The organism is Pseudomonas sp. YJ42, from assembly GCF_047225135.1.
GTDB classification, from domain to species: domain Bacteria; phylum Pseudomonadota; class Gammaproteobacteria; order Pseudomonadales; family Pseudomonadaceae; genus Stutzerimonas; species Stutzerimonas stutzeri_E.
In genome coordinates, this window is sequence record NZ_CP178378.1 from 3,733,307 (window position 1) to 3,745,413 (window position 12,107).

The window sequence follows — 12,107 nt, forward strand, 5'->3', positions numbered from 1 at the left end:
GCCGTTCGTTCCGGGCTTTCGGTAGCATTGGCGGGCGTGCCGTTTGGCGCGTCTTTAGCTTTATTTGAATGGAGAGCGCTATGGCTTGGAATGAGCCGGGTGGCAACTCGAACAACCAGGATCCCTGGGGTAGCGGTGGCGGTGGTCGTCGCGGCGGTGGCGATCAGAAAGGTCCGCCGGACCTGGATGAAGCTTTCCGTAAATTACAGGACAGCCTCAATGGCATGTTCGGTGGCAAGAAGCGTAGCGGCGGTTCCTCAGGTGGCGGTGCCGGGCGGCGTGGCGGGTTCGGGCTGGTCTGGGTCGGTCTGGTGCTGCTGCTCGCCGTCTGGCTGTTCAACGCGATCTATATCGTCGATGAGCAGGAGCAAGCTGTGGTATTGCGCTTCGGTAAGTATCACGAAACCGTAGGGCCGGGTTTGAACATCTATTTCCCGCCGTTCGATCGTAAGTTCCAGGCCAATGTCACCCGTGAGCGCTCCTACAGCAAGCAGGGGCAGATGCTCACCGAAGATGAGAACATCATCGAAGTGCCACTGACCGTGCAGTACAAGATCAGCGACCTGCAGGCCTTTGTGCTCAACGTTGAAGATCCGGAGGCCTCTTTGCAGCATGCGACCGACAGTGCCGTGCGCCACGTGGTGGGCTCGACGGCCATGGATCAGGTGCTGACCGAGGGTCGTGAGGCCATGGCGGGTGAGGTGAAGGAACGCCTGCAGCGCTTCCTCGATAACTACGGCACCGGCATCATCGTCACGCAGGTCAACCTCCAAAGCGCGGCGGCACCGCGTGAAGTGCAGGAAGCATTCGATGATGTGATCCGTGCGCGTGAAGACGAGCAGCGCGAGAAGAATCAGGCCGAGTCCTATGCCAACGGCGTCATCCCTGAAGCGCGCGGCCAGGCTCAGCGCATGCTGGAAGAGGCCAGTGGCTACCGCGATGCGGTGATCTCACGTGCTCAGGGTGAGGCGGATCGCTTCTCCAAACTGGTTGCCGAATACCGCAAGGCCCCGGACGTCACGCGTGAACGCCTCTACTTGGAAACCATGCAAGAGCTCATGAGCAATACCAGCAAGGTTCTCGTAACTGGTGAGGAGGGCCAGAACAATCTGCTCTATCTGCCGCTGGATAAGATGATCAACAGCCGTGGCGCTTCTTCCGAGCGTTCTGCTGCGACATCCTCTTCGGGCGCTTCGACTCAAACCACACGACTGCCTCCGGAGCTGGATCCGCGTGAAGTGCGTACAAGGGAGGTCCGCTAATGAGCAATAAATCCCTGACCGCCCTGATTGTGGGTGTGGTGCTGGCGATCGTGCTGTGGAACAGCTTTTACATCGTCTCCCAAACTGAGCGTGCGGTGATGTTGCGCTTCGGTCGTATCGTCGAGCCCGATGTTAAGCCAGGGCTGCACTTGAAGATCCCGTACGTGAACAGCGTGCGCAAGTTCGACGCGCGCCTGATGACGCTCGATACCAGTACGGCGCGCTTCCTGACGCTGGAAAAGAAAGCGTTGATGGTCGACTCCTACGCCAAGTGGCGTGTGGATGATGCCGAGCGCTTCTATACCGCAACGTCCGGTATGAAGCAGATCGCCGATGAGCGACTGGCGCGGCGACTAGAGGCTGCGTTGCGAGACCAGTTCGGTAAGCGAACCCTGCACGAGTCGGTGTCGGGGCAGCGCGATGAGCTGATGAGTCTGGTGACCAACAGCTTGAATCGTGCGGCTCAGCAAGAGCTTGGTATCGAAGTGGTGGATGTTCGCGTCAAGGGCATCGATCTTCCTCGCGAAGTGAATCGCAGCGTGTTCGAGCGCATGAGCTCCGAGCGTGAGCGTGAAGCGCGCGAGCATCGGGCCAAAGGTAAGGAGCTGGCTGAAGGCATTCGCGCTGATGCTGATCGTCAGCGTCGCGTTCTGCTGGCCGAGGCGTTCCGCGAGGCCGAGGAGCTGCGCGGTGATGGTGATGCGCAGGCGGCAGCCATTTATGCCGCGGCGTATGGCCAGGATCGGGAGTTCTACTCCTTCCATCGCAGTCTGCAGGCCTATCGCGAAAGCTTCGCCAACAAGGAAGACGTGCTGGTACTGGATCCACAGAGTGATTTTTTCCGCTACCTGGAATCCTCGACGGCCCAGTGATCCTGAGGCCCCCGGTAGGACGATATCGTCCACCGGGTGACCCGTTGGCGAAACATTGTTATGATCCGCGAGCCGGGGAGAACCCGGCTTTTTTGCGTCTGCGCCCCAGTGGAAAGCAGACGGACCCTTGCATGGTTAGCCATGCTAATCCCCTTGCGGGGCGTGGCGCTGTCGCCATGGTTCGAACACAATCGCACGCGACCGATGGGCGGCTCAGGCTGTAGCCCCGGTGTTCGTCTGCTTGACTAGGCTTGCCGTATCGAGAGGTGATTGGCGAAATGGCAACGGTAGACCGCTGGCTCCTGCCAGATGGCATCGAAGAGGTGCTGCCGCCCGAGGCGGCGCGTATCGAAACCGCGCGACGTCGCGTGCTGGATCTGTTCCAGCGCTGGGGCTACGAGTTGGTCATCACTCCACATGTGGAGTTTCTCGAGTCACTGCTTACCGGCGCGGGGCAGGATCTTGATCTCAAGACGTTCAAGGTCATCGATCCGTTGTCGGGCCGACAAATGGGTTTGCGCGCCGACATCACACCGCAGGTGGCGCGTGTGGATGCGCACACTTTGCGCCGCGAAGGTCCCAGCCGCCTGTGCTACGCCGGCAGCGTGCTGCATGCCAAGCCGCAAGCGCTCGCTACTTCCCGTAGCCCGATCCAGCTGGGCGCCGAGCTTTACGGTGACAGCAGCACCTCCAGTGATCTCGAGGTGATCAGCTTGATGCTGGAAACCCTTGGGCTCGCCGATGTGCCTGATGTGCATATGGACCTGGGGCACGTAGGCATCTATCGCGGGCTGGCGCGTGCGGCGGGCTTGTCTGGGGATGTCGAGCAGCGCCTGTTCGATGCGCTACAGCGCAAGGCGATGGACGAGATCGCGGCGCTGACGGCCGATGTAGAGCCGGCGCTCGCGAGCATGCTGCGCGCGCTTGCGCGACTCTGTGGCGGGCGTGAGACATTGGATGCTGCGCGTGCTGCTCTGGCTGGTGCGCCAGCCGTGGTGCGCGAAGCGCTCGAGGGTCTCGTTCAGATCGCCGACCAGCTTGCGTTGCGGTATCCGGCTCTCCCGCTGTATTTCGATCTGGGTGAGCTTCGGGGCTATCACTATCACACCGGAGTGGTGTTTGCGGTGTTCGTACCGGGTGTCGGACAGTCGATCGCTCAGGGCGGTCGTTATGATGATATTGGCGCGGACTTCGGGCGGGCACGTCCTGCGACTGGCTTTTCGACCGATTTGAAGACCTTGGTCAGTCTAGGTAACGCCGAGCTCATGACTCCCGTCGTGGGTATATGGGCACCCCGCAGCGCCGACCCTGCGTTATGGCAGACGATCTGCCGTCTGCGCGAGCAGGGTGAGCGCGTGGTGCAGGCCCTCGACGGTCAGCAGGGTGACGCGGCCATAAGCGTTGGTTGCGACCGGCAGCTACTGTTGCAAGAAGGTTCCTGGACGATAACGCCGCTGGCTCGCTGATGTGGGCTGCGCAAATGCGCCAGGCAGGTTTCCAGATTTTTTCGCCGGTCGTAACCGGCATGCTTCGCCAAGAGGACAAGGTTTATGGGTAAGAATGTCGTGGTCCTGGGCACCCAGTGGGGTGATGAGGGCAAGGGCAAGATCGTCGATCTGCTGACCGACCAGGCAGCAGCCGTGGTTCGTTTCCAGGGCGGCCACAATGCCGGTCATACCCTGGTCATCGATGGTGAAAAAACCGTTTTGCATCTTATTCCTTCGGGCATCTTGCGTGAAAACGTTCAATGTCTGATCGGCAACGGTGTGGTCGTCGCGCCGGATGCGTTGATGCGTGAGATTACCAAGCTGGAAGAAAAGGGCGTACCGGTGCGTGAGCGTCTGCGTATCAGTCCTGCCTGTACGCTGATCCTGCCGTATCACGTGGCGCTGGATCAGGCGCGCGAAGCCTCGCGTTCCGAAGGCAAGATCGGCACCACGGGCCGTGGCATCGGTCCTGCGTACGAGGACAAGGTGGCTCGTCGCGGGTTGCGTATCGGTGATCTATTCAACCCCGAGCGCTTTGCCGTGAAGCTGCGTGAGCTGCTCGAATATCACAACTTCATCCTGCAGAACTTCTACAAGGTCGAGCCCGTCGATTTCCAGAAGACGCTGGATGAGGCACTGGGCTACGCCGAAATACTCAAGCCGATGATGACCGACGTGTCGGCTCGTCTGCATGAGCTGCGCAAGCAGGGCGCGCGTATCATGTTCGAGGGCGCCCAGGGTTCGTTGCTCGACATCGACCACGGTACCTATCCGTACGTGACCAGCTCCAGCACCACGGCCGGTGGAACCTCGACAGGCTCTGGCTTCGGTCCGCTGTACCTGGACTACGTGCTCGGCATTACCAAGGCCTACACGACCCGTGTCGGCTCCGGTCCGTTTCCGACTGAGCTGTTCGATGACGTGGGAGCGCGTCTGGCGGAGCGTGGTCACGAGTTCGGCTCTACGACCGGGCGTGCACGGCGTTGCGGCTGGTTTGACGCGGTGATTCTGCGTCGTGCCATCGAGATCAACAGTGTGTCGGGCATCTGCTTGACCAAGCTAGATGTGCTCGATGGGTTGGAAACCATTCGGATCTGCGTCGCATACAAGGATCGCAACGGTGAACTGCTGGTGGATGCGCCGACTGATGCGGATAGCTACCAAGGCCTGCAGCCAGTCTATGAAGAGCTGCCGGGCTGGTCTGAATCCACGGTTGGCTTGAAGTCGCTGGAAGAGCTGCCGGCCAATGCTCGTGCTTATATCAAACGTATAGAAGAGCTGGTCGAGGCGCCGATCGATATCATTTCGACCGGTCCGGATCGTAACGAGACGATTGTGCTGCGCCACCCATACGCCTGATCGACTACAGCAGAGGAGGCCGCCTTCGGGCGGCCTTTTTCGTTAGGTTGGCGCCCGGCCTGAGGCTCGCTATGGAAGGTTGAGCGATTGACAGGCAGAAACGAAAAAACCGAGCCAGTGGCTCGGTTTTTCTGAAGAGTGGTGCCCAGGAGAAGACTCGAACTTCCACGATGTTGCCATCGCTAGGACCTGAACCTAGTGCGTCTACCAATTCCGCCACCTGGGCACATTGCGACAATTGCTCATCGACTTTGTTTGTCGGTTGCTGGTCGAGGTCGACAGCCTCGTGTCTATGAGATGCTTGCGAAACGCAAGAATTTCATCAAATAAATGGTGCCCAGGAGAAGACTCGAACTTCCACGGTGTTGCCACCGCTAGGACCTGAACCTAGTGCGTCTACCAATTCCGCCACCTGGGCACTGCAAACGATGATACTTCATCGTTTCCGTGTTACAACGTCTACCAGACATTGTGGGCGCGAACTATACGGGCGAGGTTATGCCTTGTAAAGCCCCGCACAGGAAAAATAATTCGCTCGAAACGTGCCGCCGGCATGCGTTTCGCGCTTCAATAGATATAGGGCGTTCTGCCTCTATAAATGAATGAAAGGTGACATCTCTTAATGTCCGATTGGCAATCCCTCGACCCCGAGGCCGCACGTGAAGCGGAAAAGTACGAAAACCCCATTCCAAGTCGCGAGCTGATTCTCCAGCATCTGAGTGAGCGCGGCTCGCCAGCGGCGCGTGAGGAACTGGTGGAAGAGTTCGGATTATCCTCCGAAGATGATATCGAGGCTCTACGCCGCCGTTTGCGTGCGATGGAGCGAGACGGTCAGCTGATCTATACCCGGCGTGGCACCTATGCCCCGGTGGATAAGCTGGACCTGGTTTGTGGCCGCGTCAGCGGTCATCGTGACGGCTTCGGTTTTTTGATTCCCGACGATGGCAGTGATGATCTGTTTCTGAGTCCAGCGCAGATGCGTCTGGTCTTCGATGGCGATCGCTGCCTGGCGCGAGTTGCCGGGCTCGATCGTCGTGGCCGCCGCGAAGGCGCCATCGTCGAGGTCATCAGCCGTGCTCACGAGACGATCGTAGGTCGTTATCAGGAAGAGAGCGGCATCGGCTTCGTCATGGCTGATAACCCCAAGATTCAGCAGGAAGTTCTGGTGACGCCTGGCCGCTCCATGGAAGCCAAGCCGGGTCAGTTCGTCGAAATCAAGATCACGCATTGGCCAACTCAGCGCTTCCAGCCGCAGGGCGATGTGGTCGAAGTGATCGGCAACTACATGGCGCCGGGCATGGAAATCGACGTCGCCTTGCGTAGCTTCGACATTCCGCATATCTGGCCGGACGCCGTAAAGCGCGAAGCGGCCAAACTCAAGCCGGAAGTCGAGGAAAAGGACAAGCAGAAACGCGTGGACCTGCGCCACCTGCCGTTCGTCACCATTGACGGCGAGGATGCGCGTGACTTCGACGACGCCGTCTACTGCGAAAAACTCAGCGGCTGGAAACTGTTTTCCGGTGGGTTCCGCCTGTATGTCGCCATCGCCGACGTGTCGCACTATGTGAAGGTGGGCTCCGCGCTCGATCAGGAAGCCGAAGTGCGTGGCACCTCTGTGTACTTCCCCGAGCGGGTGGTGCCGATGCTGCCCGAAGAGCTGTCCAACGGGCTCTGCTCGCTGAATCCTCACGTCGATCGGTTGGCCATGGTCTGCGAAATCACCCTGAGCAAATCGGGGAAGATGACCGACTATCAGTTTTACGAAGCGGTCATCCACTCCCACGCCCGACTGACCTACAACAAGGTCAGCAGCATGCTGGAACAGCCGACTTCGGCGGAGGGCAAGCGTCTGATCGGTGAGTACGGCGAAGTACTGCCGCACCTCAAGCAACTGTATGCGCTGTACAAGGTATTGCTCAAGGCGCGTCACACACGCGGTGCGATCGACTTCGAAACCCAGGAAACGCGGATCGTGTTCGGTGCCGAACGTAAGATTGCGGCGATCAAACCTACCGAACGCAACGATGCTCACAAGCTGATCGAGGAATGCATGCTATGCGCCAACGTGGCCACAGCACGCTTCCTTCAGGATCACGATATTCCAGGCTTATATCGCGTTCATGATGGCCCGCCACTGGAGCGCCAGGAGAAACTACGGGCCTTCCTAGGTGAACTGGGACTGAGCTTGCACAAGGGTAAGGAAGGGCCGACGCCCAAAGACTATCAGGCGTTGTTGGAGCGCATTCAGGGGCGTCCCGATTTCCATGTGATCCAGACGGTGATGCTGCGGTCGCTCAGCCAGGCTGTCTACAGTCCGGACAACAATGGTCATTTCGGTCTGAACTACGACGCCTATGCGCATTTCACTTCGCCGATCCGCCGCTATCCGGATCTGCTGATCCATCGCGCGATCCGCAGTGTGATTCGGTCACGCCGCGACACCTCACATGTGCGGCGCGAGGGGGCGACCAGCATGCCCAAGGCCCGCATCTATCCGTACGACGAGGCGGCGCTGGAACAGTTGGGTGAGCAGTGCTCGATGACCGAGCGCCGCGCCGACGAGGCAACTCGTGACGTGGTGAACTGGCTCAAGTGCGAGTTCATGAAGGATCGGGTTGGCGAAAGCTTTCCTGGTGTGATCACGGCGGTAACCGGGTTCGGCCTGTTCGTCGAGTTGACCGATATCTATGTCGAAGGCCTGGTGCACGTAACTGCCATGCCTGGCGATTACTATCACTTCGATCCGCTGCACCATCGTCTCTCCGGTGAGCGCAGTGGCCGAAGCTTCCGTCTCGGCGATAGCGTCGAGGTGCGGGTAATGCGCGTCGATCTAGACGAGCGCAAGATCGACTTCGAGTTGATCAGTGGTGGCAGCAAGACCGGGAGTCGCGAATCCGGCTCGGCGGATAACCGCGGCGCCCGTAAAGATACTCGCAGCAAAAAAAGCGCCGAAACTTCGAAAGGGCGTGAGCCGGTCAGTGCCGATGTACGCAAAAGTCGCGAAGTGAAGAAGGCATTATTGTTAGATGCCAAGAGTGGTACGGCGAAGAGCAAGCCCAAGCGCAGTTCAGCGAAGCCCAAGACGTCGGGCAAGCCCTCCTCCAAGCCGGATGGCGGCGCACCGCGCAAGCGTAAGGCCAAGTCATGAGCGATCTGGAAAAAATCTACGGCCTGCATGCCGTAGAGGCCTTGCTGCGTCATCATCCGAAGCGGGTCAAGCAGATCTGGCTGGCTGAGGGGCGTGACGATCCGCGAGTGCAGGCGTTAGTCCAATTGGCCGCACAGTTCAAGGTGCGTGTCGGTCAATGTGAGCGTCGCGAGATGGATGCCTGGGTCGAAGGTGTGCACCAGGGGGTGATCGCCGACGTCAGCCCCAGTCAGGTGTGGGGCGATGCGATGCTTGAAGAGTTGCTGGATCGGACGGAGCGCGCGCCGCTGCTGCTCGTGCTCGATGGTGTCACCGATCCCCACAATCTGGGGGCCTGCCTGCGGACGGCCGATGCGGCCGGTGCGCTGGCTGTAATCGTTCCCAAGGACAAGTCCGCCACCTTGAACGCCACGGTGCGCAAAGTTGCCTGCGGAGCGGCGGAGGTTATTCCACTGGTTGCAGTCACCAACCTCGCCCGAACGCTGGAGAAACTGCAGCAGCGCGGCTTGTGGGTCGTGGGTACGGCCGGCGAAGCCGAGCAGGAAGTCTACGATCAGGATCTCAGTGGCCCCATCGTTCTGGTGATGGGTGCCGAAGGAAAGGGCATGCGGCGCCTGACCCGTGAACACTGTGATTTCCTGGTCCGGCTGCCAATGGCTGGGAGCGTCAGTAGCCTCAATGTCTCTGTCGCCACTGGCGTCTGCTTGTTCGAAGCGCTGCGCCAGCGTCGTTCGGCGACTCGCTGAGGACCAGTGACGGCGCCCTTCCTGCGCCGATCCGCTCTTGAAAGCCGCTCCTCTCGAAACGGATTGTTCCTTGTGCGGTCAATTACCTGTTCTGAGGCTGACTGGCGGTCTCTGAGTTAATGTTTGGTTGGGGCCTGGGTCACGGGCACCAGCGTTTGATCGCGGCCGGCGACAGGCTCGCATCATGGAGGTTGTATGCCGCAACGCCCGCCTTTCGAGGCATTGTTCAGGTCTTCTCCGAACGCCTATCTGCTGCTTGATCGGGAGCTCGTCATCCTGGATGCCAACGAGGCATACCTGAGGCTTACGGCGCGGACGCTCGAAGACATCGTCGGGCGGCGCATACACGACGCGTTCGCCGCTGATCCGCAGGCGCCTGAAACCACTCACGTCGAACAACTACTGGACTCCTTTGCCCGGGTGCTGCGCAACAAGGCTCTGGATACGCTGCCGGTCATCCGCTACTCGATCGCGATGAGCTCCGATCGCGGGGCGTCCTACGAGGACCGTTACTGGAGCGCGACTCATACACCGCTGTTCGATGAACAGGGCGAAGTGAGCGCTATTCTGCAGCACACCGTGGATATCACTGAGTTGCAGTCGCTGAAGGCATCGCTGCGTTCGACTGAACTAAGAGGCCAGCCCTTGCAGCAGATCGAGGCCGCAATCATGTCGCGCGCCAAGTCGATACAGGCTGAAGGCACACAGCTGCGCCAGTTGTTCGCTCAGGCGCCGGGTTTCGTCTGTTTTCTGCGCGGTCCGGGGCACGTGTTCGAGTTGGTCAACGAGGCTTATCAACAGCTGACAGGTCACCGCGAGCTCATTGGGAAAAGGGTGGTCGATGCCTTGCCCGAGCTCCGAGGGCAGGCGTTCATCGATCTGCTGGATCAGGTTTATCGGTCCGGCGAGCCCTTCATCGGCAGAAGTATGCGGGCGCTGCTACAGCGCCAACCCGACACGGCACCTGAAGAGGTATTCGTCGATTTCGTCTTCCAGCCGATCATCGAGCGTGATGGGCAGGTCTCGGGCATTTTTGTCCAGGGCAGCGACGTGACCGAGCAGCAGCGCAGTCAGCGGGAACTGCAGGAGCATCGCGAACATCTCGAGGAGCTGGTTCGCGACCGGACGCGCGAGCTGATGCATAGCGAATCCGAGCGGCGAGTGGCGGAGGCTGCGCTGATCCAATCGCAGAAGCTCGAGGCGGTGGGTAAGCTGACCGGTGGCATTGCCCACGACTTCAATAACATGCTGCAGATCATTGGTGGCAACCTCCAATTGCTGCGCCGGAACCTAGGTGCCGACGAGACCGCGCAGCGACGTCTGGAGTCGGCGGTCGGTGGCGTGGAAAAAGGTGCACGACTGGCATCACAGTTGCTTGCGTTCGCCAGCCGGCAACCGCTTCAGCCGCAGTCGGTCGATCTGGGAGATCTGCTGGGGCAGATGAGCGAGTTGCTGGACGGCGCGCTGGGGCGGGCTGTCCGGGTGAATGTCGACGTCCAGCCGGATCTGTGGCCGGTTTTTGTCGACGTGGGCAACCTGCAGGCCGCGATTCTCAACCTTGCGGTCAATTCGCGCGACGCGATGGCAGATGGCGGTGCGTTGCATGTGCGTCTGTGCAACCGCTCGCTAAACACTGAGCAGTTGGCGGCGCAACCGGATGCCGCTGCGGGTCCCTACGTGGAGCTAAGCGTCATCGACGAGGGTGAAGGGATGCGTCCGGAGGTCCTGGAGCGGGCATTCGAGCCGTTTTTCACGACCCGCAAGGATGCCAATGGTTCTGGTCTCGGCTTGAGCATGGTTTATGGCTTTGTCAGACAGAGCGGTGGCTTCGTCGTGTTGGAGAGCGAAGAAGGCCGTGGCACGTCCGTCCGGGTTTATCTGCCGGCCACCGCTGCTGAGGGTGCACAAGAGACTCCCGGGCCGTCGATTGCCGGCAATCCGGAGCCAGCGATCGCGACAAGTGTCAGTGCGGTCGAGGTGACGCCGAAGGCGTCCGATGGCTTGAGTATTCTCTTCGTAGAAGACGATCCGACGTTGCGGATGTTGACCGGCGAAGTGATCGAGGAGCTCGGACACGAAGTCAGCCTCTGCGAGTCGGCGGAGGCTGCACTGGAGATGCTGGGGCAGCGTCGTTTCGATGTTCTCCTGACGGATGTCGGGCTGGCGGGTATGAGTGGCATTGAACTGGTGCGTCAGGCCAAGTCGCAGGATGCGGCGCTGAGCGTGGTCATCGCTTCCGGTTATGCCATCAATGCCCGAGACGAAGGTCTGGAAGATCTGCGCACCATGCTCAAGCCTTACGACATTCATCAGGTCAGGACCTTGCTCGAAAGCATTCGGGCCGAGCGGTCCGCCGCGGGGCACGGCTGAGGAGGGCTGGTTAAATAATCACCAAAGCGCCTTGCGTGGTGGGCCGGGCTTCTCTAGAATTGCGCCCCTTGCCCGGATGGCAGGTGTTTGCGCGCCTCTCTGGCAGGCAAGACAACATACTCATTCACTCCTTGCCTGACCCGTGTTGTGCGGCAGGCTGCAACCCGTAAGGAGCAACAATGCGTCATTACGAAATCATCTTTCTGGTCCACCCCGACCAGAGCGAGCAGGTTGGCGGCATGGTGGAGCGTTACACCAAGCTGATCGAAGAGGACGGTGGCAAGATCCATCGGCTGGAAGACTGGGGTCGTCGTCAGCTGGCTTACGCCATCAACAACGTGCACAAGGCTCATTACGTGATGCTGAACGTTGAGTGCAGCGGCAAAGCACTGGCTGAGCTGGAAGACAACTTCCGCTACAACGACGCCGTCATCCGTAACCTGGTCATTCGTCGCGATGAAGCCGAGACTGAACAGTCCGAGATGCTGAAGGCCGAGGAAAACCGTAGCGAGCGCCGTGAGCGTCGTGATCGCCCTGAATCTGACTCTGTCAACGATAACGACAGTGACAGCGACAGCAGCGACAACAACGCTGACGAGTAATCCACGGACCTATTGAGGAGCCTATTTCATGGCACGTTTTTTCCGTCGTCGTAAGTTCTGCCGTTTCACTGCAGAAAACGTGAAAGAGATCGACTACAAGGATCTCAACACGCTGAAGGCCTACATTTCCGAAACCGGCAAGATCGTTCCTAGCCGTATCACCGGAACCAAAGCACGCTATCAGCGCCAGCTGGCTACCGCTATCAAGCGCGCCCGCTTCCTGGCCCTGCTGCCCTACACCGACAGCCACGGCCGTTGATC

General features: G+C 59.8%; 9 protein-coding genes and 2 tRNA genes. 9 read left to right on the plus strand and 2 right to left on the minus strand.

The window, feature by feature from the left end; all coding sequences use genetic code 11:
* Positions 1–80: 80 nt before the first annotated feature.
* From hflK to ACL0K2_RS17170, 4 genes are all read left to right on the plus strand, one after another.
* Positions 81–1,262: an FtsH protease activity modulator HflK gene (gene hflK / locus ACL0K2_RS17155; RefSeq protein ID WP_413043111.1), complete on the plus strand. Its 1,182-nt coding sequence runs from the start codon at positions 81–83 to the stop codon at positions 1,260–1,262.
* Positions 1,262–2,134 (plus strand): protease modulator HflC, encoded by an 873-nt coding sequence (hflC, locus tag ACL0K2_RS17160; RefSeq protein WP_045160745.1) that lies wholly within the window; start codon positions 1,262–1,264, stop codon positions 2,132–2,134. The genes hflK and hflC overlap by 1 nt, the downstream gene beginning before the upstream one ends.
* A gap of 278 nt (positions 2,135–2,412) precedes the next feature.
* Positions 2,413–3,600 (plus strand): ATP phosphoribosyltransferase regulatory subunit, encoded by a 1,188-nt coding sequence (locus ACL0K2_RS17165; RefSeq protein WP_413043112.1) that lies wholly within the window; start codon positions 2,413–2,415, stop codon positions 3,598–3,600.
* Positions 3,601–3,684: 84 nt separating this feature from the next.
* Positions 3,685–4,980 (plus strand): adenylosuccinate synthase, encoded by a 1,296-nt coding sequence (locus ACL0K2_RS17170; RefSeq protein WP_045160747.1) that lies wholly within the window; start codon positions 3,685–3,687, stop codon positions 4,978–4,980.
* 139 nt (positions 4,981–5,119) lie between these two features.
* On the opposite strand, the gene ACL0K2_RS17175 is transcribed toward ACL0K2_RS17170, so the two are convergent.
* Positions 5,120–5,206: transfer RNA gene (locus tag ACL0K2_RS17175), tRNA-Leu, on the minus strand.
* Positions 5,207–5,311: 105 nt separating this feature from the next.
* A tRNA-Leu gene (locus ACL0K2_RS17180) sits at positions 5,312–5,398 on the minus strand.
* Between the two features lie 204 nt (positions 5,399–5,602).
* Here ACL0K2_RS17180 and rnr point away from each other — a divergent pair.
* The 5 genes from rnr (at position 5,603) to rpsR (ending at position 12,105) form a co-directional block, all read left to right on the plus strand.
* Positions 5,603–8,128, plus strand: coding sequence for a ribonuclease R (gene rnr, locus ACL0K2_RS17185; protein ID WP_413043113.1), 2,526 nt, complete (start codon positions 5,603–5,605; stop codon positions 8,126–8,128).
* A complete protein-coding gene (gene rlmB, locus ACL0K2_RS17190; RefSeq protein WP_045160749.1) occupies positions 8,125–8,874 on the plus strand; it encodes a 23S rRNA (guanosine(2251)-2'-O)-methyltransferase RlmB in 750 nt (249 codons plus the stop codon). Before rnr ends, rlmB begins: the two co-directional genes overlap by 4 nt.
* A 195-nt stretch (positions 8,875–9,069) precedes the next feature.
* Entirely contained in the window at positions 9,070–11,244 is a 2,175-nt protein-coding gene (locus ACL0K2_RS17195; protein WP_413043114.1) for a PAS domain-containing protein, read from the plus strand.
* Positions 11,245–11,423: 179 nt separating this feature from the next.
* Positions 11,424–11,846 carry a 30S ribosomal protein S6 gene (gene rpsF / locus ACL0K2_RS17200; RefSeq protein ID WP_045160751.1) on the plus strand — a complete coding sequence of 141 codons (423 nt, stop codon included), beginning with the start codon at positions 11,424–11,426 and terminating at the stop codon, positions 11,844–11,846.
* A gap of 28 nt (positions 11,847–11,874) precedes the next feature.
* Complete coding sequence (gene rpsR / locus ACL0K2_RS17205; RefSeq protein WP_019340128.1) at positions 11,875–12,105, plus strand: 30S ribosomal protein S18; 231 nt, start codon at positions 11,875–11,877, stop codon at positions 12,103–12,105.
* Positions 12,106–12,107 lie beyond the last annotated feature (2 nt).

What these genes read in the sequence shown, in the direction of transcription:
- hflK (WP_413043111.1), top strand. Translation starts at nt 81, where the DNA reads ATGGCTTGGAATGAGCCGGGTGGCAACTCGAACAACCAGGATCCCTGG.
- rnr (WP_413043113.1), top strand. Translation starts at nt 5,603, where the DNA reads ATGTCCGATTGGCAATCCCTCGACCCCGAGGCCGCACGTGAAGCGGAA.
- ACL0K2_RS17195 (WP_413043114.1), top strand. Translation starts at nt 9,070, where the DNA reads ATGCCGCAACGCCCGCCTTTCGAGGCATTGTTCAGGTCTTCTCCGAAC.
- hflC (WP_045160745.1), top strand. Translation starts at nt 1,262, where the DNA reads ATGAGCAATAAATCCCTGACCGCCCTGATTGTGGGTGTGGTGCTGGCG.
- rpsR (WP_019340128.1), top strand. Translation starts at nt 11,875, where the DNA reads ATGGCACGTTTTTTCCGTCGTCGTAAGTTCTGCCGTTTCACTGCAGAA.
- rpsF (WP_045160751.1), top strand. Translation starts at nt 11,424, where the DNA reads ATGCGTCATTACGAAATCATCTTTCTGGTCCACCCCGACCAGAGCGAG.
- rlmB (WP_045160749.1), top strand. Translation starts at nt 8,125, where the DNA reads ATGAGCGATCTGGAAAAAATCTACGGCCTGCATGCCGTAGAGGCCTTG.
- ACL0K2_RS17165 (WP_413043112.1), top strand. Translation starts at nt 2,413, where the DNA reads ATGGCAACGGTAGACCGCTGGCTCCTGCCAGATGGCATCGAAGAGGTG.
- ACL0K2_RS17170 (WP_045160747.1), top strand. Translation starts at nt 3,685, where the DNA reads ATGGGTAAGAATGTCGTGGTCCTGGGCACCCAGTGGGGTGATGAGGGC.